This window comes from Pseudorhodoplanes sp. (assembly GCF_035565795.1).
GTDB lineage: Bacteria > Pseudomonadota > Alphaproteobacteria > Rhizobiales > Xanthobacteraceae > Pseudorhodoplanes.
On record NZ_DATMRV010000053.1, the window covers coordinates 1 to 16,877 of the forward strand.

At 62.5% G+C, this 16,877-nt stretch carries 24 protein-coding genes; 9 read left to right on the plus strand and 15 right to left on the minus strand.

From position 1 onward, the window contains the following. A partial coding sequence (locus tag VNZ93_RS05705; RefSeq protein WP_325701324.1) for an MgtC/SapB family protein occupies positions 1 to 696 on the minus strand: 696 nt, incomplete at its 3' end. A 218-nt stretch (positions 697 to 914) separates the two neighbouring features. Between VNZ93_RS05705 and VNZ93_RS05710 the strand changes: the two genes are divergently transcribed. Genes VNZ93_RS05710 through VNZ93_RS05725 form a run of 4 tightly spaced genes read left to right on the plus strand, consistent with a single transcriptional unit; the run spans position 915 to position 4,158 of the window. Further along, positions 915 to 1,574 (plus strand): peroxiredoxin, encoded by a 660-nt coding sequence (locus VNZ93_RS05710; protein WP_325701327.1) that lies wholly within the window; start codon positions 915 to 917, stop codon positions 1,572 to 1,574. Between the two features lie 42 nt (positions 1,575 to 1,616). Further along, positions 1,617 to 2,252, plus strand: a complete 636-nt coding sequence (locus VNZ93_RS05715) for an alpha/beta hydrolase (protein WP_325701330.1) — start codon at positions 1,617 to 1,619, stop codon at positions 2,250 to 2,252. 52 nt (positions 2,253 to 2,304) lie between these two features. Then, entirely contained in the window at positions 2,305 to 2,706 is a 402-nt protein-coding gene (locus VNZ93_RS05720) for a PaaI family thioesterase (protein WP_325701333.1), read from the plus strand. A gap of 12 nt (positions 2,707 to 2,718) precedes the next feature. Then, a complete protein-coding gene (locus VNZ93_RS05725; RefSeq protein WP_325701336.1) occupies positions 2,719 to 4,158 on the plus strand; it encodes a deoxyribodipyrimidine photo-lyase in 1,440 nt (479 codons plus the stop codon). Between the two features lie 144 nt (positions 4,159 to 4,302). Here the strand turns inward: VNZ93_RS05725 and VNZ93_RS05730 are convergent, their stop codons facing one another. Further along, the gene (locus tag VNZ93_RS05730; protein ID WP_325701387.1) at positions 4,303 to 5,145 is read right to left on the minus strand and encodes a DMT family transporter; all 843 of its coding nucleotides are present in this window, start codon (positions 5,143 to 5,145) and stop codon (positions 4,303 to 4,305) included. Between the two features lie 220 nt (positions 5,146 to 5,365). Between VNZ93_RS05730 and VNZ93_RS05735 the strand changes: the two genes are divergently transcribed. Then, positions 5,366 to 6,493: an S-(hydroxymethyl)glutathione dehydrogenase/class III alcohol dehydrogenase gene (locus VNZ93_RS05735; protein WP_325701339.1), complete on the plus strand. Its 1,128-nt coding sequence runs from the start codon at positions 5,366 to 5,368 to the stop codon at positions 6,491 to 6,493. 95 nt (positions 6,494 to 6,588) lie between these two features. Here the strand turns inward: VNZ93_RS05735 and VNZ93_RS05740 are convergent, their stop codons facing one another. After that, the gene (locus tag VNZ93_RS05740) at positions 6,589 to 8,082 is read right to left on the minus strand and encodes a methyl-accepting chemotaxis protein (protein ID WP_325701342.1); all 1,494 of its coding nucleotides are present in this window, start codon (positions 8,080 to 8,082) and stop codon (positions 6,589 to 6,591) included. Next, positions 8,079 to 8,417, minus strand: coding sequence for a hypothetical protein (locus tag VNZ93_RS05745; protein WP_325701345.1), 339 nt, complete (start codon positions 8,415 to 8,417; stop codon positions 8,079 to 8,081). Before VNZ93_RS05745 ends, VNZ93_RS05740 begins: the two co-directional genes overlap by 4 nt. Positions 8,418 to 8,618: 201 nt before the next feature. Here VNZ93_RS05745 and VNZ93_RS05750 point away from each other — a divergent pair, with 201 nt between their 5' ends. After that, on the plus strand, positions 8,619 to 9,065 hold the full coding sequence (locus VNZ93_RS05750; protein WP_325701348.1) for a hypothetical protein: 447 nt from the start codon (positions 8,619 to 8,621) through the stop codon (positions 9,063 to 9,065). Positions 9,066 to 9,081: 16 nt separating this feature from the next. Here VNZ93_RS05750 and VNZ93_RS05755 read toward each other — a convergent pair whose 3' ends face one another. After that, entirely contained in the window at positions 9,082 to 9,471 is a 390-nt protein-coding gene (locus VNZ93_RS05755) for a carboxymuconolactone decarboxylase family protein (RefSeq protein WP_325701351.1), read from the minus strand. 284 nt (positions 9,472 to 9,755) lie between these two features. Between VNZ93_RS05755 and VNZ93_RS05760 the strand changes: the two genes are divergently transcribed. Beyond that, positions 9,756 to 10,520 carry a cell wall hydrolase gene (locus VNZ93_RS05760; protein WP_325701354.1) on the plus strand — a complete coding sequence of 255 codons (765 nt, stop codon included), beginning with the start codon at positions 9,756 to 9,758 and terminating at the stop codon, positions 10,518 to 10,520. A gap of 59 nt (positions 10,521 to 10,579) precedes the next feature. On the opposite strand, the gene VNZ93_RS05765 is transcribed toward VNZ93_RS05760, so the two are convergent. Next, positions 10,580 to 10,732 carry a hypothetical protein gene (locus VNZ93_RS05765; protein ID WP_325701357.1) on the minus strand — a complete coding sequence of 51 codons (153 nt, stop codon included), beginning with the start codon at positions 10,730 to 10,732 and terminating at the stop codon, positions 10,580 to 10,582. Positions 10,733 to 10,926: 194 nt separating this feature from the next. Here VNZ93_RS05765 and VNZ93_RS05770 point away from each other — a divergent pair, with 194 nt between their 5' ends. Next, complete coding sequence (locus VNZ93_RS05770; protein ID WP_325701360.1) at positions 10,927 to 11,295, plus strand: hypothetical protein; 369 nt, start codon at positions 10,927 to 10,929, stop codon at positions 11,293 to 11,295. Here the strand turns inward: VNZ93_RS05770 and VNZ93_RS05775 are convergent, their stop codons facing one another. Then, positions 11,296 to 11,463 carry a hypothetical protein gene (locus VNZ93_RS05775; protein ID WP_325701363.1) on the minus strand — a complete coding sequence of 56 codons (168 nt, stop codon included), beginning with the start codon at positions 11,461 to 11,463 and terminating at the stop codon, positions 11,296 to 11,298. A gap of 4 nt (positions 11,464 to 11,467) precedes the next feature. Next, on the minus strand, positions 11,468 to 11,695 hold the full coding sequence (locus tag VNZ93_RS05780; RefSeq protein ID WP_325701365.1) for a hypothetical protein: 228 nt from the start codon (positions 11,693 to 11,695) through the stop codon (positions 11,468 to 11,470). Positions 11,696 to 11,857: 162 nt separating this feature from the next. Here VNZ93_RS05780 and VNZ93_RS05785 point away from each other — a divergent pair, with 162 nt between their 5' ends. After that, positions 11,858 to 12,247: a hypothetical protein gene (locus tag VNZ93_RS05785; RefSeq protein ID WP_325701368.1), complete on the plus strand. Its 390-nt coding sequence runs from the start codon at positions 11,858 to 11,860 to the stop codon at positions 12,245 to 12,247. A 58-nt stretch (positions 12,248 to 12,305) separates the two neighbouring features. Here VNZ93_RS05785 and VNZ93_RS05790 read toward each other — a convergent pair whose 3' ends face one another. The 7 genes from VNZ93_RS05790 to VNZ93_RS05820 form a co-directional block, all read right to left on the minus strand. Then, positions 12,306 to 12,761 carry an FKBP-type peptidyl-prolyl cis-trans isomerase gene (locus tag VNZ93_RS05790; RefSeq protein WP_325701370.1) on the minus strand — a complete coding sequence of 152 codons (456 nt, stop codon included), beginning with the start codon at positions 12,759 to 12,761 and terminating at the stop codon, positions 12,306 to 12,308. Positions 12,762 to 12,873: 112 nt separating this feature from the next. Then, complete coding sequence (locus VNZ93_RS05795) at positions 12,874 to 13,671, minus strand: hypothetical protein (RefSeq protein WP_325701372.1); 798 nt, start codon at positions 13,669 to 13,671, stop codon at positions 12,874 to 12,876. Positions 13,672 to 13,677: 6 nt separating this feature from the next. Then, positions 13,678 to 14,142 carry an FKBP-type peptidyl-prolyl cis-trans isomerase gene (locus VNZ93_RS05800; protein WP_325701390.1) on the minus strand — a complete coding sequence of 155 codons (465 nt, stop codon included), beginning with the start codon at positions 14,140 to 14,142 and terminating at the stop codon, positions 13,678 to 13,680. 166 nt (positions 14,143 to 14,308) lie between these two features. Continuing rightward, the gene (locus tag VNZ93_RS05805; RefSeq protein ID WP_325701375.1) at positions 14,309 to 14,863 is read right to left on the minus strand and encodes a hypothetical protein; all 555 of its coding nucleotides are present in this window, start codon (positions 14,861 to 14,863) and stop codon (positions 14,309 to 14,311) included. An 89-nt stretch (positions 14,864 to 14,952) separates the two neighbouring features. Next, complete coding sequence (locus VNZ93_RS05810) at positions 14,953 to 15,462, minus strand: hypothetical protein (RefSeq protein ID WP_325701378.1); 510 nt, start codon at positions 15,460 to 15,462, stop codon at positions 14,953 to 14,955. A gap of 132 nt (positions 15,463 to 15,594) precedes the next feature. Then, positions 15,595 to 15,885: a hypothetical protein gene (locus VNZ93_RS05815; protein ID WP_325701381.1), complete on the minus strand. Its 291-nt coding sequence runs from the start codon at positions 15,883 to 15,885 to the stop codon at positions 15,595 to 15,597. Positions 15,886 to 16,081: 196 nt separating this feature from the next. Then, entirely contained in the window at positions 16,082 to 16,540 is a 459-nt protein-coding gene (locus VNZ93_RS05820) for a GIY-YIG nuclease family protein (protein WP_325701384.1), read from the minus strand. Positions 16,541 to 16,877 lie beyond the last annotated feature (337 nt).

Consider the following 16,877-nt stretch of genomic DNA (forward strand, 5'->3'; position numbering starts at 1 on the left):
TGCGTTCGAGGCCGTCACCGCGGTGGACGACACGAGGCCGCCGGCGGCCGCGGCGAGCATCGTGCCATGTTGCGAGCCAAGCGCCTTGACCGCGACATAGCCTGCAAAGGAAACGGCAGCGAGCACGATCGCGATCAGCCATATCTCGCGGGGGTTGACGCCCCCGAACGGACCGATCGGCTCGTCCGGAATGATCGGCAGGACGATGAACGTCATCGCAAGCAGGAGGAGCGCGCTGCGAAGCTCCTGCTCCTTGATCCTGCTCAGCCAGTCATGCAGCGGCGTGCGCAACGCCAGGATGCACACCGTCGCCACCGCCCCGGCGCCTGCCGCGCGCATGTCGCCGACCATGGCATAAGTCGCGAGCAGGAAGGTGAGCATGCCGGCGATGGCGGTCGTCGCCGAATAGCTCTTGTCCGCGAGATTCTCGTCGCGGCACATGATGGCGAATGTCACGGCGAAGGCGGTGAAGCAGAGACCGATAATGACTGCGCCGATCAGGGTGAGCGGTGTGCCGGCAGCCTCCGCGAGCACGCCGGTGGTCCCGCCGAGAAGCCCGATAATGGTGAAGGTGCGAACTCCCGCCGTGCGGCTGCCGGGCTGGTCTTCGCGCGTGCGCCAGCCACGTTCGATTCCGATCAGCAGACCAATGCCGAGCGCCACAGCGAAATGCGAGAGAAGGTCCGTAATATCCATGCGCCACCCGGCCCCAGCCGGGCCATGCGGAAAGATTTTATCGCGATCGGTTCGGGCGGGAAAAATCGTGCTCTGAAAGACCGAAAACCGGAACGACCGCCGTCTTATTTTTGTTCCCGCAAGTCTTTATATACCTCTGCAGCGCTATTCGGCGCTCGCTCCTTTTGAGTTCCAGCCAATGCCGCGTCCCAAGAGAGGCGCGACCCATGGAGGACCCTATGGCTCTCGCGATCAATGACACCGCTCCCGACTTCGAAGCCCAGACTACCCAGGGCAAGATCAAGTTCCACGACTGGCTTGGCGATTCATGGGGCGTCCTGTTCTCGCATCCGAAGGACTTTACCCCGGTCTGCACGACCGAACTCGGCTACATGGCGCGCATCAAGCCGGAATTCGACAAGCGTGGCGTGAAGATCATCGGCCTCTCTGTCGATCCGGTCGACCGCCATTCGGAGTGGGCGAAGGACATCGGGGAGACCCAGGGCTTTGAGCCGAATTACCCGATGATCGCCGACACCGATTTCAATGTGTCGAAGCTCTACGGCATGCTGCCGGCTGCCGTGTCCGGCGATCCGACGAAGCGCACCGCCGCCGACAACCAGACCGTCCGCAACGTTTTCGTCATCGGCCCGGACAAGAAGGTCAAGCTGATCCTCGTCTATCCGATGACCACCGGCCGCAACTTCGACGAGGTGCTGCGCGTCATCGACTCGCTGCAGCTCACGGCCAAGCACAAGGTCGCGACTCCGGCCCAATGGAAGCAGGGCGAAGATGTGATCATCGCGGGCTCGGTCTCCGACGAAGACGCGAAGAAGACCTATCCGCAGGGCTGGAAGGCGCCGAAGCCCTACATCCGCATCGTGCCGCAGCCGAAATAGGCGGCACTTCGCATCCCGCCGCGCCCCGGTATATCATGGGGCGTGGCACAGGCACCCGACCTCGGTTTCATTCATCGCTACATCCCGGCGGCGGACGCATCGCGTCCGCCGTTTCTTTTGCTGCATGGCACCGGCGCCGACGAGAATGATCTGATCCCGCTCGGCGAAATGCTGTCGCCGGGATCGGCGCTGCTCTCGCCGCGCGGACGCGTGCAGGAAGATGGAATGCTCCGCTTCTTCCGGCGCAACGAAGACGGCGTGTGGGACCTCGATGACTTCGAGGCGCAGACGACGCAGCTTGCCGATTTCGTCATACGCGCCAGATCGACCTACAACCTCGCGCCCCCGGTCGTGCTCGGCTTCTCCAACGGAGCCAATATCGGCTGGGCCCTGATGCGGCACGATCCGTCGCTGATCGCGGGCGCGCTCCTGATGCGGGCCTCGCTGCCCTTCGATCCGCGCCCGCTGCCCGATCTGACGGATTTCCCCATCCTCCTGCTCTCCGGCAGGGACGACCCGCTGGTGCCAGCCGATCGGCCGCCTTATTTCGCGGCGCTCCTGGGCGAAGCCGGCGCCGATGTCACGCTCGAATTCCTGCCGGCCGGCCACGCGCTGACGCAGCAGGACCTCGTCTTCGCGCGCGCATGGCTTGAGCGATTCATTTCACCGCAGGCGTGACGCTGAATCGGTGTACCAGCCTGCGACCTCGAACCCCTTCACAAGGATAGTCATGCGCCAGGATCAGCAACCGCCATTCGCAAAGACGCTTGGTATCAAGGTGATCCGCAGCGAACCCGACCGGATCGAGGCCGAATTGCTGGTGCGGCCGGAGCTTGGAAATCGCAACGGCAACATGCATGGCGGTGCGGTGATGGCCGTCGCGGATGATCTTGGCGGAGCGGCGACCATCATCAATCTGCCCGAGGGCACGACCACCGCAACAATCGAAAGCAAGACGAATTTCTTCGCCGCCATCAATGTCGGCGACATCGTGCGCGCCGAATGCACGCCATTGCACAAGGGCAAGACCACCATGGTGTGGCAGACCCGCATCACGCGTGCGAGCGATGGACGTCTCGCCGCCATCGTGACGCAAACCCAACTCGTCATCGCAGGCAAGTTCGGCAAATGATCGGCGCGTGACATGGCAGATGATCTGCGATCCTCGGCGATTGTCTGGTTTCGCGATGATCTGCGGCTCTTCGACCATCCGGCGCTGACGGCTGGCGTGAAGGCGAACGCCCTCCTCTGTATCTATGTGCTTGACGAGGACAGTCCAGGCTTCCGCCCGCATGGCGGCGCGTCGCGATGGTGGCTCGCCCAATCCCTGGGGGCGCTCGACGCGAGCTTGCGAACACGCGGTCAGCGTCTCGTATTGCGGCGTGGCAAGGCTGCGGACATCGTCCCCTCGCTCGCGCGTGAGACCGGCGCAACGCATGTCTATTGGAACCGCCGCTACGATCGACCGGGCATCGCGGCCGATGACGCCGTCATCGCGGCGCTGAAAGCGCAAGGAGTGACCGGCGGGACCTTTCCCGGAAGTGTTCTTGTCGAGCCCGGCAAGTTGCTGACGAAGGACGGCGGACCGATGCGCGTGTTCACGCCGTTCTGGAAGCGGCTGCTTTCGCTGGGCGATCCACGCACGCCGCTGCCGGCGCCGAAGACTTTGCCCCCACCCGTCGATGTAGCGTCCGACAGACTCGACGACTGGCACCTCGAACCCGCGAGGCCCGACTGGGCTGGCGGATTGCGTGCGACATGGACGCCGGGCGAAGCCGCAGCACGCGAACGTCTCGCCCACTTTCTCGACTGCATCCAAGGCTACGCCGACGAACGCGACCGGCCGGACAAGCCGTCCACGTCCCGCCTGTCGCCGCATCTGCGCTTTGGCGAAATCAGTCCCACCGCAATCGTCCATGCCGCCCGCTTCGCGATGGACCACGGCGCGCCGTCACGCGACATCGAGAAATTCCTGAGCGAGCTCGGCTGGCGCGAATTCTCCTGCCACCTGCTCCATCACTTTCCCGATCTCGCGACGAAGAACCTGCAATCGCGTTTCGATGCATTTCCGTGGCGCGCCGACGACCCCGCATTGAAGGCATGGCAACGCGGCCGCACCGGATATCCGATCGTCGATGCCGGCCTGCGCGAGCTCTGGCACACCGGCTGGATGCACAATCGCGTGCGGATGGTGGTGGCATCGTTCCTGATCAAGCATCTGCTGATGGACTGGCGTCGCGGCGAACAATGGTTCTGGGACACGCTGGTCGATGCTGATCCCGCCAACAACGCCGCGAGTTGGCAATGGGTGGCCGGATCGGGCGCCGACGCTGCGCCGTATTTCCGCATCTTCAATCCGGTGCTGCAGGGCGAGAGGTTCGATCCTCGCGGCGCCTATGTCCGGCAATGGGTGCCGGAGATTGCCGCCCTGCCCGACCGCTTCATCCACAAGCCATGGATGGCGTCGCCCCTCGAACTGGCGGAAGCGAAGATCGCGCTCGGCACGACCTATCCCGAACCGGTCGTCGACCATGACATGGCGCGCAAGCGCGCGCTTGCGGCATTCGAGCGGGTCAAGTCTTGAGTTTGCGTATATCCAGCCGCCGTCATGCCCGGCCTCGTGCCAGGCATCTACGTCTTGCTTCCTTCGTGCAGAGACGTGGATGGCCGGGACAAGCCCGGCCATAACCGAAAAGCGCTTTTCCAGTTGAGCCTTGCGAGCGACGGCTCAGGCTCTGACGCTCTTGTAGTTCACCAGGAACACACCGCCGGCACACAGCACCATGCCGCCGATGGCGAGCGCGTTCAGCGTCTCGCCAAACATCAGCCACGCGATCACGGCGGTCACAGCCGGCACGAGATAGAACAGGCTCGCAACACGCGACGCAGGAATGCGGCGGATCAGCCAATACATCAGCGCGATGGTGAGAACCGAAAGGACGATTACCGACCAGCCGAGCGCGAGAATGAACTGAGGTGTCCAGTCGATCGGGCGGGTCTCGATCGCATAGCAGGCGACCGCAAACATCAATGCGGAACCGCCGAACTGAAAAAGATTGCCTGATCGCCAATCGATCGCGCCGCCATAACGCTTCTGATAAAGCGTGCCGAGCGTGATACCGAGGAGCGAGACGACACTCGCGACCCAGCCCAGCGCGCTTCCGGACATCGCCACATTGCGATCGTTGAGCACCAGCAGCACGCCCACGAGTCCGAGCGCGAACCCGCCCCATTGCACGGCCGAGACTTTTTCGCCGAGAAACCGGCCGGCGAGCGTCGCGGTCAGGATCGGCTGCAGGCCGGGGATCAAGGCGGAGATGCCGGCGGGCACGCCCTGCGACAGCGCCACGAACACGCCGCCGAGATAGAGCGTCTGAACCAGAAAGCCTGCGACCAGGCTGTGCCATGCCTCGAGCGGCGTCGGCATCCTGACCCGCATGACGACCACGATCGCCGCGAGCACCAGCACCACAAGCCCCATGCGTGCGAACAGGAAGGTCAGCGGCTCCGCATAGGGCATGCCGTATTTCGCCGAGATGAAACCCGTGCTCCACAGGAGCACGAAGGTCATCGGCGCCGCGCGTATCGCGAGGTCGGTGAATGAGGGTTTCACGAAGGGTCCCGGCAACCGAAGGCTGAGGGGTGCCCGGACGCGAACCGGTGTCCCTCGGTAGCCGCGTGTCTACCCAACCCTCGCAGCAATGTCATTGCAGGATGCGTTGCATCCGGTGCATGACAGGCGAGAATGGAAGGCTGCGGACCGGTCCGCGGCAGACACGGAGACCGAGACGATGGATGTACGTGCGGCAGTGGCAGTTCAGGCGGGCAAGCCTCTCGAAATCATGACGGTGCAGCTCGAGGGCCCGAAGGCGGGCGAAGTCCTGGTCGAGATCAAGGCCACCGGCATCTGCCACACCGACGATTTCACCCTGTCCGGCGACGACCCCGAGGGCATCTTTCCATCCATCCTCGGGCATGAAGGCGCAGGCGTCGTGGTCGATGTCGGCCCGGGCGTCACCAGCGTGAAGAAGGGCGACCACGTGATCCCGCTCTACACGCCGGAATGCCGTCAATGCCCGTCCTGCCTGTCGCGCAAGACCAACCTTTGCACCGCGATCCGCGGGACGCAGGGCAAGGGGCTGATGCCGGACGGCACCTCGCGTTTCTCGCTCGGCGGCAAGCCGCTCTATCACTACATGGGCTGCTCGACCTTCGCGAACTTCACCGTGCTGCCGGAGATCGCGGTCGCGAAGGTGCGTGAAGACGCCCCCTTCGACAAGATCTGCTACATCGGTTGCGGCGTCACCACCGGCATCGGCGCGGTGTTCAACACGGCGAAAGTGGAGATCGGTGCCAAGGCCATCGTGTTCGGTCTCGGCGGCATCGGCCTGAACGTCATTCAGGGGCTGAAGCTCGCGGGCGCCGACATGATCATCGGCGTCGACATCAACAATGATCGTAAAGCCTGGGGCGAACGCTTCGGCATGACGCATTTCGTCAATCCGAAGGAGATTGGCAAGGACCTCGTGCCCTATCTGGTCGACATGACAAAGACACCGGCCGATCAGATCGGCGGCGCGGACTACACCTTCGACTGCACCGGCAATGTCACGGTGATGCGCCAGGCGCTGGAAGCCTGCCATCGCGGCTGGGGCGTTTCGGTTGTCATTGGCGTCGCACCGGCGGGCGCTGAAATCTCCACGCGGCCGTTCCAGCTCGTCACCGGCCGCGTCTGGAAGGGCTCTGCATTCGGCGGCGCAAGAGGCCGCACCGATGTCCCCAAGATCGTCGACTGGTACATGGACAAGAAGATTCAGATCGACCCGATGATCACGCACATCCTGAAGCTCGAAGACATCAACAAGGGCTTCGACATGATGCACAAGGGCGAAAGCATCCGCAGCGTCGTGGTGTACTGACCTGTCGGCGGCGCTGCCGGACGTTCCGGACAGGCTTGCAAGGCGGCGCTATGCGCCGCCTTTTTTCATGGCCGTCATGACAGCCGCATAGGCGGTCACTCGGCCGCCTTGCCTTGCTGCATTTCGAGAAGCTGGATCTGCCGGGTGAATTCCTGCACCCGCGCGCGGATGGTTCCGGCCTGACGGGTGACCTCACCTGCCGCCTCGCTGAAATGCGCGATCGCGAGCGCGCTCTCGGCCGCGACCTTCTCGATTTCGGAGACAGAGGAAGCCAGATGGCTGACACCGGCTGTGGCCGAATTCACGTTGCCGGCAATCTCGCGGGTGGCGATCGCCTGTTGCTGCACCGCGCTTGCGATCCGCACATGCGATGCGTCGAGCTCGCGAATGGTCCGGCTGATCGACTGGATCGCCTCGACCGACCGGCTCGTGGTTTGCTGGATCGCCGCGATCCGGCGCGCAATGTCCTGCGTTGCATTCGCAGTCTGCCCTGCCAGCGCCTTCACCTCCTGCGCCACGACAGCAAAGCCGCGACCAGCCTCGCCGGCCCTGGCCGCCTCGATGGTCGCATTCAGCGCCAGAAGATTTGTCTGGCTCGCGATTGCGCTGATCAATTCGGTCACCTTGCCGATTTCGTCGGCGACTTCGGCGAGGTCGTCGATCGTGACACTGGCGCGCCGAGCCTCCTCGACCGCCGTGCTGGCGAGATGCAGCGACTGGGTCGTGTTGGCCTCCACCTCGGTGATCGTCATCGCCAGTTCATCGCCGGCCTGCGCGGCGAGCCTGACCCGAGTTGACGTGCTCTCTGCTGTGGCAATCGCCGTTGCCGTCTGGGCGTTCGAGCGCGCGGATGCCGATCCCAGCGTGTCGGCATTCATGTGAAGCACGGTCGCCGTATCGTGCAGCACGCCGACCGCCTGCGACATTTCGTGCTCGAATTTCCGCAACGTCTGCTCGACGAGGCGGACGCGTTCGTTGGTGGCGTTCAGTTCCGCGCCACGCTCGTCGAGTACGACACCGAGCCTCGCTGCGACTTTCTCTGCAGCCTCGCGCTGAACCTGTGCCTGCTGGAATGCTGTTCGGATCGTCCACGTGATGCCGGCAAGCATGACGGTCTCGACCACAACAACGAAAGCATGCAGCGACACGCGTCCGTAATCGGTTCCTCCGGGATAGAGCGCACTCGGGAACAAATGGTTGAAGCCGAGATGCTGGACGGCGATCAGTCCGGCCGCGAACAACAAGATCCGCAGGTCGCAGAAGCCAGACAGCATCGCGAGAACCGCAAAATAATAGAAATGCGTTTCGATCTGCCAGGCATGGCCTTCCATCAGATAAACCAGCAAAGACGACTGCGCGATCAGCGCGACCGTCAGCGCCGCAGCGACGGACATAACGGGGCGCCCCAGCATCAGCAGCAATGCCGGTGCGAAAGCCAGACCAAGCGAGACGGCCCCGACGCCGACGACGCCATGGCCGCGCAGCCACGCGAGGCTCACCAGCACCGGCACATGCACGAGAGCCAACGCGGTAAGCGCAATCGCGACCGTGCGCTGCAGGCTTGCGAGGCTGTTAATCTGACCGATCATGTTCGTCTCAACGTAAGGCAGGCAGCGAGTGCGCGTGGGTCGAACGTCGCGATCGCACCGCGGTCCTTCACCCGCGCCGCAAAATCGTGCTGGTCCGGCTCGACCACGACAATGAAGGGCAACGCACCGAGGCTGACGACACGGGCGCCCGCATCGGCGGCGTGGCGCATGGCGCTACCGGCATCGACCCACGGCGCGAACAGGACAGCGACGGCTCGGCCGCTATCAGCCGGCACCGGTTTGGCGAAGACACCCGTTTGAAGGAGAAAACCTGTGGCCAGAAGCGTCGCGATGATCGCGGCATCCAGCCATCGGCCACTGATGGCCCACTGCATTCCACACCCAATTCCCAGGGCTCACGAGTAATTTTGAGACCTTTCCGGGCCATTAACGATGCGGCGCAGCATGGCTGCCGGCACGGACGGCCGCCGCATGCTTAACGAATTGAAAACCGGATTTCGCCAAAGTCTCGCCAAGCTGAGGCCCTTCCCGGCCTCCAGTTAGTTACGCGTCTGGATCTTAAGTTCGGGGTGGGTATGCGGGGGCTGGGGGTTGCTGTCGCGGCGGCCTTGTGTCTTTCGACCGTTTCGGCATTCGCCGATCTGCGCATCACGCGCGATCACGGCGGCGAGGTCGAGAAATACAAGGCGAAATACAAGAAGGTGGCCGAACGGGGCGAGCGCGTCATTATCGACGGCATCTGCAACTCGGCCTGCACACTGGTGATCGGCATCGTGCCGCGCAACAAGATTTGCGTGACGCCGCGCGCCAGCCTTGGCTTCCATCAGGCCTACACGATGGTGGAATGGCCGATCCGCAAGAAGGTGCCGCACGAAGCCGGCACCCGCGATCTCATGTCGTATTATTCCGAGCCGGTGCTGGACTGGATCGACCGAAATGGCGGCCTCACCCCGCAAATGAAGGTGGTGAAGAACGGGCCGGATCTGTGGGCGATGCTGCTGCCCTGCCCCGAGGAATGGTAGCGCGCGGGCGCTTCGATCACTCGAACATCTTGTCGATCGGCACGCGATAACCGTTCGCCAAGCGATTAGTCTCGTTCGCCATCCCGGTCACCGCCATCACCTCGCCGAACATCGCATCCGTCATGCCGGCCTTGCGGGCCGCTGCAGTGTGACTTGCGATGCAATAACCGCAGCCATTGGTGACGCTGACCGCAAGATAGATCATCTCCTTGGTGAGCGGATCGAGCGCGCCCGGCGCCATCACCTCCTTCACGCTCTCCCAGGTACGCTTGAGCACTGCCGGATCGCGCGCCAGATATTTCCAGAAATTGTTGACGTCCGGCACATTGCGCGACGCCTTGATGTCATCGAACACCGCGCGGACTTCGGGAGACGCATCTTCGTAGTTGATCGGGGCTGCCGGCATGGAGGCTTCCATTTCGAGGAGGTTGGCTGCGGAGGAACTTAAGGCGCAAACGTTAACGAGCGGGTCGAAAAACGGATCGCAGCTGCTTATCGCGAAGCCGGGGAGCTCTGACGAAAGCCCGGCAATTGCTCATCACGGCCCTGTGAAAAACAGCGGTGCCTGTTAACCATTCGCCCTCTGACCGCCACATTTGCGTCGCGAATTATCACAGATGCGGCGGGGGTCCTGCGTTTGTGGCGTCGCATTTGATTTTCGATTTTTGCGGCAAGACATTTGGGGGACATATGCGGGGCTCCATCGCATCGCTCTACCTTGCATGCGCAACAATCGCGGCAGCGGTCACAGGCACGCCGGCACTCGCCTATCACGCACCGGTCGAGGCTGTGAAAGTCGCGCTCGCCGACCCGATCAATCGCAATCGTGACATCGCCTACGAAACCGATCTCTATTGCCTCGCCCTCGCCGTCTATTTCGAAGGCGGATCGACCGACGAAACCGAGGAAGGCCAGCGTCATATCGCGCATGTCGTAGTCGCCCGCGCACGCGCCAACCGTCAGATCTGGGGTGGCAACAAGATTTGCGACGTCGTGTTCTACAAGCGCGCAAAGGTCTGCCAGTTCTCGTTTGCATGTTTGCCGCTGGCGCAACGGACCGTACGCGGCGGAAAAGCATGGCGTTATTCGATGGACATCGCGCGTGAGGAGCTCGAAGGCCGCAGCGGCCTCGAGGAGCGCCTGCTGCGCTATTACATGAACGCTTCGCTGACACCTTCAAAGAATGCATGCCGCTTCCGCAAGGAATTCGTGCCGGTGACACAGGCCGGACGTCACGAGTTCTTCCGCGAGCCGACCCGCGCCGAGCGGCGCGAACTTGAAAAGGCCGATCACGCCGAGTGCAAGGCTTACGAAGCCTCCCTGAAGAAAAAGAAGCACGCCAAGAACAGCAAATCCAAAAAGGACGGCAAGCTCGCGAAGGCCAGGGGAAAGACGGACAAGGTGGCGGTCGCGAAGAAGCAGCCGCCGAAAAAGGTCACGGTAGCGAGACGCTAGCGTCAGGGCCTGCGCAGCGCTCCGCAGCGAGAGCGCCGCGCACGACCTCAGGCCCGCCGCTACCAACCCATCAGCGTCTTGGTGCTGACCTCGTTGTCTTTCAGGAACGATCGATACGCATCGCCCTTGATGACGCGCGGTTCGAGCGACGACTGGCGCGCTTGCTGCTGATGCTCCGATGAGTTCAGCGTTTTCTCGAGCGCCGCCGTCAAGGCATCCTGTATGCTCTTCAGCAGGTTGGCCGGCGCCGCAATCCCGCGCGAGACCGACCAGACCTGGTACGAGCCCGTTGCCCATTAGTCGGCGCCGGCCGCTTTCGGAAATCAATTGCCGATCGTCGCCGGCACGGAACCGCGCGGCGGCCATCCCGTTGACTCAGGGCGATCAACGGAAAATGGAGCGCACCATGCAACGGCCCGATGAGCGCTTTACCCCACCCGAATTCGAACGAGATCCGCAACTGGATGCAGCACACAAACGCGCGAGCGGCATTCACATCATCCTTGCCGCGCTCGGCAGCGTGGTGATCCTCGGCCTGATGATCTATGGGCTGAACCAGCCGCAACCCGAGAACATCATTGCCTCGGCCCCACCTGCGCAGACGACTGGCGCGGCAACGCCGGCAGAGGCCCCAGCACCGCAAAGCGGCGGCAATGTCGCCGGCGGCGAGAACGCGGCGCCAGCAAAAGACGCGGCACCACAGAACCAGCCGACGCAGCAACCGGCCCCGCAGCAGACAAAGCCCGGCGTCGTGGAAGACGACTCGAAGCGCTAGTTACGGCGCAGGCGTGACCAGCGGCTTGCTCTTTTCGACGACATAGACCGCGATCAGCTTCGCGGGCTTGTCGCCCACGGCGCCCTCATAATGGATGGCGCCGTTCGGGACTTCGAGCGACTGCCCGGCCTTGAACGTCTTTTCCGGCTGACCGTCCAGCGCGAGCATGAACTCACCCTCGAGCACCTGCGCCTGGCCGATGCCCGGATGCGAATGCCGCCCCGCCTTGAAGCCACGCGATTTCGACCACCGCGGTAATCACTTCGAAATTCGAGTTAGGCACCTCGGACTTGCCGGTCGGCGTCCGCTTGATCGGCGACGGCGAGACTGGTGCCTGTTGCGCGTGCGCGGCGAAACCGGACGCTGCCACGACGAGCGCGATGAACCCGATCCTGAGCATATTGGCCTCCCCCAAAATTCTTGTGGCGCAAGCGTATCGCGGGCGAAGGCATTTTGCCATGCGAAGCCACCCGCCCAGCCGGCCCCTTTGATCACGATCAAAGCATGGCTGCCGGGTTCTGCCACCGTTCTCTCCGGAAACGTGAATCGGGAGCAGATCTCCATGTCATCCACCCAGGCGCAATGGCCCTTGCTTCGCACGCTGGTCGAGTGGTTCAGGCCGAGCCCCTATGAGCGGGACCTCGAATTCCTGGAAAAGGCCCGCGGAGAAGAGATGGAGCGCTTTCGCGCGCATGTGCGCGCGCGGCCGGAGGATCTGCGCTGGCTGGTCGGCCGCGAGCCCGGTTCGACCGAGATGCTGTGTCACATGATGAACGCAGTCGACGTCGACGAGCAGAAGGTGCCGGCGAAGACGATGCGCGGGCTGGAGCGAAACTGTTCGCAATGCGAAGCCAAGCTGCATTGCGCCGACGAGATCGGCCACGGCCGCGCGGCGAAGACGTTCGAGGAATTCTGCCCGAACGCCGATACGCTGAAAGGCCTTCAGGCCTGAGCGCTGCAACCCGGAAGAAGGATGCGCGCGCCAATCGCCAGCGCGCGCATCGTCCCGCTTATTTCACGCCGAGCAGTTCGACGTCGAAGATCAGCGTCGCATTCGGCGGGATCACGCCGCCGGCGCCGCGCTCGCCATAGCCGAGTGCGGGCGGAATGATCAGCGTGCGCTTGCCGCCGACCTTCATCGAGGCGACGCCCTCATCCCAGCCCTTGATCACGCGCCCGGCACCGACCGGAAATTCGAACGGCTGGCCGCGATCGACGGACGAGTCGAATTTCTTGCCCTTCTTGCCGTTGTCATTGAGGTAGCCGGTATAGTGGACGACGGCCGTCTGGCCGGACTTCGGCGAAGCGCCGGTGCCGGGCTGGGTGTCGATCATCTGCAGGCCGGATGAGGTGGTGACCGGCTTGCCGGACTGGGCGGAGGCGTCGTCTGTGGTCATTGACACGATGCTCATGGTTGCGATGGCGGCACAGGCGGCCATCAGGTGACGTTTTGAAAAGGCGCGCATCGGTCGTTCTCCCTGATCGATACCGGCCCCTTGTAACTTGCCGAATGACAAGCGCAATGCCGAAGGCGCCTTCTGGCCGGACCATGTGACCGGATCATGTCCCTCGCCCGCACTATCGGCTCAGCAGATGGGCGATCGGCTCGGAGCTGACCGAGATGCGGCCGACGAACGGCCGGTCATGCGCGAGCACGACGAAGAACGCCGCGCTCGCCGCCGTGGTGTAGACCAGGACCGCGAGCAGCTGCGACATGCGCTCGCTGTTATGCACCATTGCGAGCATGGCGAGCGCCGCGCAGGCCAGCAGGATCATGGCGAGCCATTGCGCATTGGTGACGCCCTGCGTCGCCAGCGTGATGCGCTGCAGCCGCGCGCTGCGCGCCTCGACGATCTGTCCGATCGCGGGCATCGCCACCGGCAGCGGCGCCGCGGCGGCCTCGCGCGAAATGGCGTCCACCAGCTGCACCAGCACGCTCTCGGACTCGTCGTAGATCTTCGCGTCGAAACGCTCGCGCTTGAGCATCGCGGGCCAGTCCTTGGCGATCACCTGTTGGGCATAGTCGCGTATGCCGGCGCGCGTGTGATCCCGCAGCTCGGGCGGGAAACCCGCGGCGATGCTGTGCAGGTTTTCCAGCGCGTTGGCCTCGCGCTGGACCGCCGTGTGCGCCTGCTGCGATTCCTGCCAGATGCCGGCGGCGGAAAACGCCATGGTCAGCGCGAACAGCGCACTCGTGGTATTGACCGCGGAGTCGCGCAGCAGCAGCGGCTTGCCCTCGTCGTATCCGAGCAGGCGCAGTGCGATGCGCACGGAGGCGACGATGACCATCGCGCCCACAAGCGACATGGCAAGGGTCGCAAAGAACAGGCCGGGCAGCGGCAGCGACTGAATCCAGTCCACGATCGCGCGCGTCATGGACTGTCACTTCACCGCAATCAGTTCCACGTCGAAGATCAGCGTCGCGTTCGGCGGGATGTCGGTGCCGGCGCCGCGCTCGCCATAGCCGAGCGCCGGCGGGATCACGAGCGTGCGCTTGCCGCCGGTCTTCATGGTGAGGACGCCCTCGTCCCAGCCGCGGATCACGTCGCCCTGCCCGACCCGGAATTCGAACGGCTTGCCCTTGTCGACCGAAGAATCGAACTTCTTGCCGCGCGCGCCATCGGCATAGAGCCAGCCGGTGTAATGCACGACGGCGACCTGACCGCGCCGCGGCGCGCGGCCCTTGCCGGGCTCCGTGTCGGCATATTGCAGCCCGGACGGCGTCGTGGTGGACATCGCCGGCACCGGCGGCGCTGCGGGCGTCGCGGTGTCGGTTGTGCCGGCGCAGCCCGCCAGCGTCAGCGAAGCGGCAACGGCGAGCGGCAGAACGCAGGACATGAGACGCATGGCGAAGCCCGGATTGTACGCACAGGACCGCGCGAGTGTAGCCCGCATGGAGCGCCAGCGGAATGCGGGATTTCGCGTGCGGACCCCGGATTGCGCTGCGCTCCATCCGGGCTACCCGGCGCGAACCTGCAAACGGCGCAACGCGTTTTAGCCCTGCGGGTTGCGATCACTTGCCCGTCTGCGGACACGCGCGGTCCGGCACCCGAGAGTCGCACACCGAGACGCTGCGCAGATAACGCGACCATTGCTCGACCTGCGGCTTGTCCGGCTGGAACCGGAATGCCTTCTGCACGACGTAGAAACTGTCCTTGCCGGCGATCGCCTTCAGCAGCGTGACTTCGGGTTTGCCGGTGTCCTTGTTCAGTGGACAAAATTGCAGCCACACGATCACCGGATAACCGCGCTCGTTGCCCTGCCCGATCGGACTGGACTCCGCGCCTTTGCAGTTTTCGGTCCACAGCTTTTCGAGCCGCTGCTTGTAGGCCTCCGGCGTGACGTTGGTCATGTTGAAGAAGATCTGCACCGTGACCATGTCTGTCCAGTCTTTGACCGATTGCCCGCGCGGCACCATCTCGGTCATCTGCTGTTTGGCGTTCTTATCCTGGAAGCCGACGACATAGCCGTCCGGCATGGCGACGAGCAGGTTCTCGTTCTTCAACTGCGCGTGGGCTGGGACGGAGAAGAGGAAGAACGTGGTGAGGAGGATGGGGATGATGTGCATGGAGTGACCAAATGAGTATCGCCGCATAGAGCGCAGCGAAAATCGGGAATTTGACTGCGCGATCCCGGATTTCGCTTCGTCCATCCGGCCTACGCTTGCTTAAATGAGTACCTGTGACGCGTCGTCAGCTTCTGACTTCGGTTCGCGACAGGATCAAAATAAGATATCTCCACCCGAGCTGACACATCCAAGTCATCGAGACTGCGCTTCGAGAAGGCGCCCTTGCAATCGAAGGCATGATGCGAAGTCGGGTCAACGCGTACGTCGCCACGAAATACCGGCCTTCCACGGAACGTTGGCCAGGTAAGCCTTTCACCAGTTGCTGAGACTTTTTCTTGCAATCGCAAACTACCAAAATCAACCTCCGCGTGGCGGATGACGACTGGGTACTTCCGGCGATTCCAAAATTCAAAATGCAGTGTTGCGATATACTCGGTACTGCCGCCCACACCTTCAAGGCCGTGGCAGGTCACCAACACCGTCGGGCGCCAGCCGTAGTTCTGCCGATAAGAAAACATTAGGGCAGCAGCGGCGATGCACAAGCCGGAAAATGTCAAAGACGCATATGCAAACAATTGAAGTATCGGGGTATCGGGCATTGTTCACACCGGATAAATTAATGCGCTTCCGCCCAGCCGCTTCCGCAAACACGGCCTGAAGCACCGTAAATACTCAAGGCTACTTCGCATTCGACTGCAGCAGTTTACTTGTTCGAAGGCAGCGGCAATGTTTCATCGTTTTTTCTTACCATCCTCTTCGTACAATCGATCATAGGCTACACTTAAAGGAGGGGCGATCAGCACCCCAAACAACACCGCAACGGGATAGAGCCAATATTCCCGTGTCGGCCCCGCAGGGGCGATCAGATGAAACACGCCCAGCACGCCAGCACCCGATAGAACTGTGATTGACGCGATAAGTCCTGTTGCCGTGAACGGCTGCTCTTCGTTTACATACCACCCGACAAGGAGCCCCACCAAAAGACCTAGACTGACGACACCCGCAATAACAAGCCAATCCATTTGCTTCCCCTTGGTCAGCGCGATGGTCCGTTATCACAACTGAAAGTTATCGCGCTTGCGCGCCGGCATCTCCACCTTCTTGTTCTGCAGCACCGCAAGCGCATTGCGCAGATCTAATCCGGAATTCAGAGCGCGCGTACTAGCTCCGCTCGCCTCGTAGAAGCTGCGCTCGCTATTTGAACGCCAATGTATGGCGCTATTTCTCCAGAAAGATTGGGCTCGGAAAATATCGTTTCGGGTGCTTGCCGGCGGAAATAATTTCGTGACGCCTAAGTCTTACACCTTGGATATTCACCAAATCGTGTCCCTCGGAAAGAAAATACCGGATCAGCGCACGCTCAATCAGCTTTAGGCAGTTCGGCTTCTGCTGACCAGGCTTAGGGACAAATCGCGCCGCCAAAACAACTCTCTTGCCCGACTTTGCGTTTTTGAGATGTTGCATCAAACGCACGTTATTTAGTTGCCCCTTCACTCTTCCCCGTATTCTGTTCGCCTTTCCTACGTACAGTGCTTCGAATTTGCTCCCGTATCGACGACCAAACACATAGACTCCAGATGCGATCGGCATCTTGTCCAAGGCGACGGAGTAGATCAGGTTTTGCTTTGAAGCATCCTTTAAGGGAATTGGTCGGCTCCAATCCAACGCTAAGATCATGTTCCACCCCCGCGCAATTGCTGCTCAATAATCCCGCCGGCATCACTACCTACTGCATCGGCAACATCGCACGTGCGATTCGCTTTTGCGTCGAGCGCGGCATAGTCACGTCGTCGATATCGCCACGCTCGGCGACAACGAAGGGTGACAAGTAACTCCTCCCCGCAATCACTTGGTACGCACTTAAATCCTGTCGGGATCGCCGACATCAGCGCGGCAGATAATCCCCCCGCGCCCCTTCCCCACGCAGCGCAAGCCGCAGCCGGTCCAAACGACCGGCTGCCGATAGATTTCCAGCAAAAAGCGGAAGCGTCTAGCCCTTCACCAGTTCGACCCG

What these genes read in the sequence shown, in the direction of transcription:
- VNZ93_RS05710 (WP_325701327.1), top strand. Translation starts at nt 915, where the DNA reads ATGGCTCTCGCGATCAATGACACCGCTCCCGACTTCGAAGCCCAGACT.
- VNZ93_RS05720 (WP_325701333.1), top strand. Translation starts at nt 2,305, where the DNA reads ATGCGCCAGGATCAGCAACCGCCATTCGCAAAGACGCTTGGTATCAAG.
- VNZ93_RS05725 (WP_325701336.1), top strand. Translation starts at nt 2,719, where the DNA reads ATGGCAGATGATCTGCGATCCTCGGCGATTGTCTGGTTTCGCGATGAT.
- VNZ93_RS05730 (WP_325701387.1), bottom strand. Translation starts at nt 5,145, where the DNA reads ATGACCTTCGTGCTCCTGTGGAGCACGGGTTTCATCTCGGCGAAATAC.
- VNZ93_RS05735 (WP_325701339.1), top strand. Translation starts at nt 5,366, where the DNA reads ATGGATGTACGTGCGGCAGTGGCAGTTCAGGCGGGCAAGCCTCTCGAA.
- VNZ93_RS05740 (WP_325701342.1), bottom strand. Translation starts at nt 8,082, where the DNA reads ATGATCGGTCAGATTAACAGCCTCGCAAGCCTGCAGCGCACGGTCGCG.
- VNZ93_RS05745 (WP_325701345.1), bottom strand. Translation starts at nt 8,417, where the DNA reads ATGCAGTGGGCCATCAGTGGCCGATGGCTGGATGCCGCGATCATCGCG.
- VNZ93_RS05750 (WP_325701348.1), top strand. Translation starts at nt 8,619, where the DNA reads ATGCGGGGGCTGGGGGTTGCTGTCGCGGCGGCCTTGTGTCTTTCGACC.
- VNZ93_RS05755 (WP_325701351.1), bottom strand. Translation starts at nt 9,471, where the DNA reads ATGCCGGCAGCCCCGATCAACTACGAAGATGCGTCTCCCGAAGTCCGC.
- VNZ93_RS05760 (WP_325701354.1), top strand. Translation starts at nt 9,756, where the DNA reads ATGCGGGGCTCCATCGCATCGCTCTACCTTGCATGCGCAACAATCGCG.
- VNZ93_RS05770 (WP_325701360.1), top strand. Translation starts at nt 10,927, where the DNA reads ATGCAACGGCCCGATGAGCGCTTTACCCCACCCGAATTCGAACGAGAT.
- VNZ93_RS05775 (WP_325701363.1), bottom strand. Translation starts at nt 11,463, where the DNA reads ATGCTCGCGCTGGACGGTCAGCCGGAAAAGACGTTCAAGGCCGGGCAG.
- VNZ93_RS05780 (WP_325701365.1), bottom strand. Translation starts at nt 11,695, where the DNA reads ATGCTCAGGATCGGGTTCATCGCGCTCGTCGTGGCAGCGTCCGGTTTC.
- VNZ93_RS05785 (WP_325701368.1), top strand. Translation starts at nt 11,858, where the DNA reads ATGTCATCCACCCAGGCGCAATGGCCCTTGCTTCGCACGCTGGTCGAG.
- VNZ93_RS05790 (WP_325701370.1), bottom strand. Translation starts at nt 12,761, where the DNA reads ATGCGCGCCTTTTCAAAACGTCACCTGATGGCCGCCTGTGCCGCCATC.
- VNZ93_RS05795 (WP_325701372.1), bottom strand. Translation starts at nt 13,671, where the DNA reads ATGACGCGCGCGATCGTGGACTGGATTCAGTCGCTGCCGCTGCCCGGC.
- VNZ93_RS05800 (WP_325701390.1), bottom strand. Translation starts at nt 14,142, where the DNA reads ATGCGTCTCATGTCCTGCGTTCTGCCGCTCGCCGTTGCCGCTTCGCTG.
- VNZ93_RS05805 (WP_325701375.1), bottom strand. Translation starts at nt 14,863, where the DNA reads ATGCACATCATCCCCATCCTCCTCACCACGTTCTTCCTCTTCTCCGTC.
- VNZ93_RS05810 (WP_325701378.1), bottom strand. Translation starts at nt 15,462, where the DNA reads ATGCCCGATACCCCGATACTTCAATTGTTTGCATATGCGTCTTTGACA.
- VNZ93_RS05815 (WP_325701381.1), bottom strand. Translation starts at nt 15,885, where the DNA reads ATGGATTGGCTTGTTATTGCGGGTGTCGTCAGTCTAGGTCTTTTGGTG.
- VNZ93_RS05820 (WP_325701384.1), bottom strand. Translation starts at nt 16,540, where the DNA reads ATGATCTTAGCGTTGGATTGGAGCCGACCAATTCCCTTAAAGGATGCT.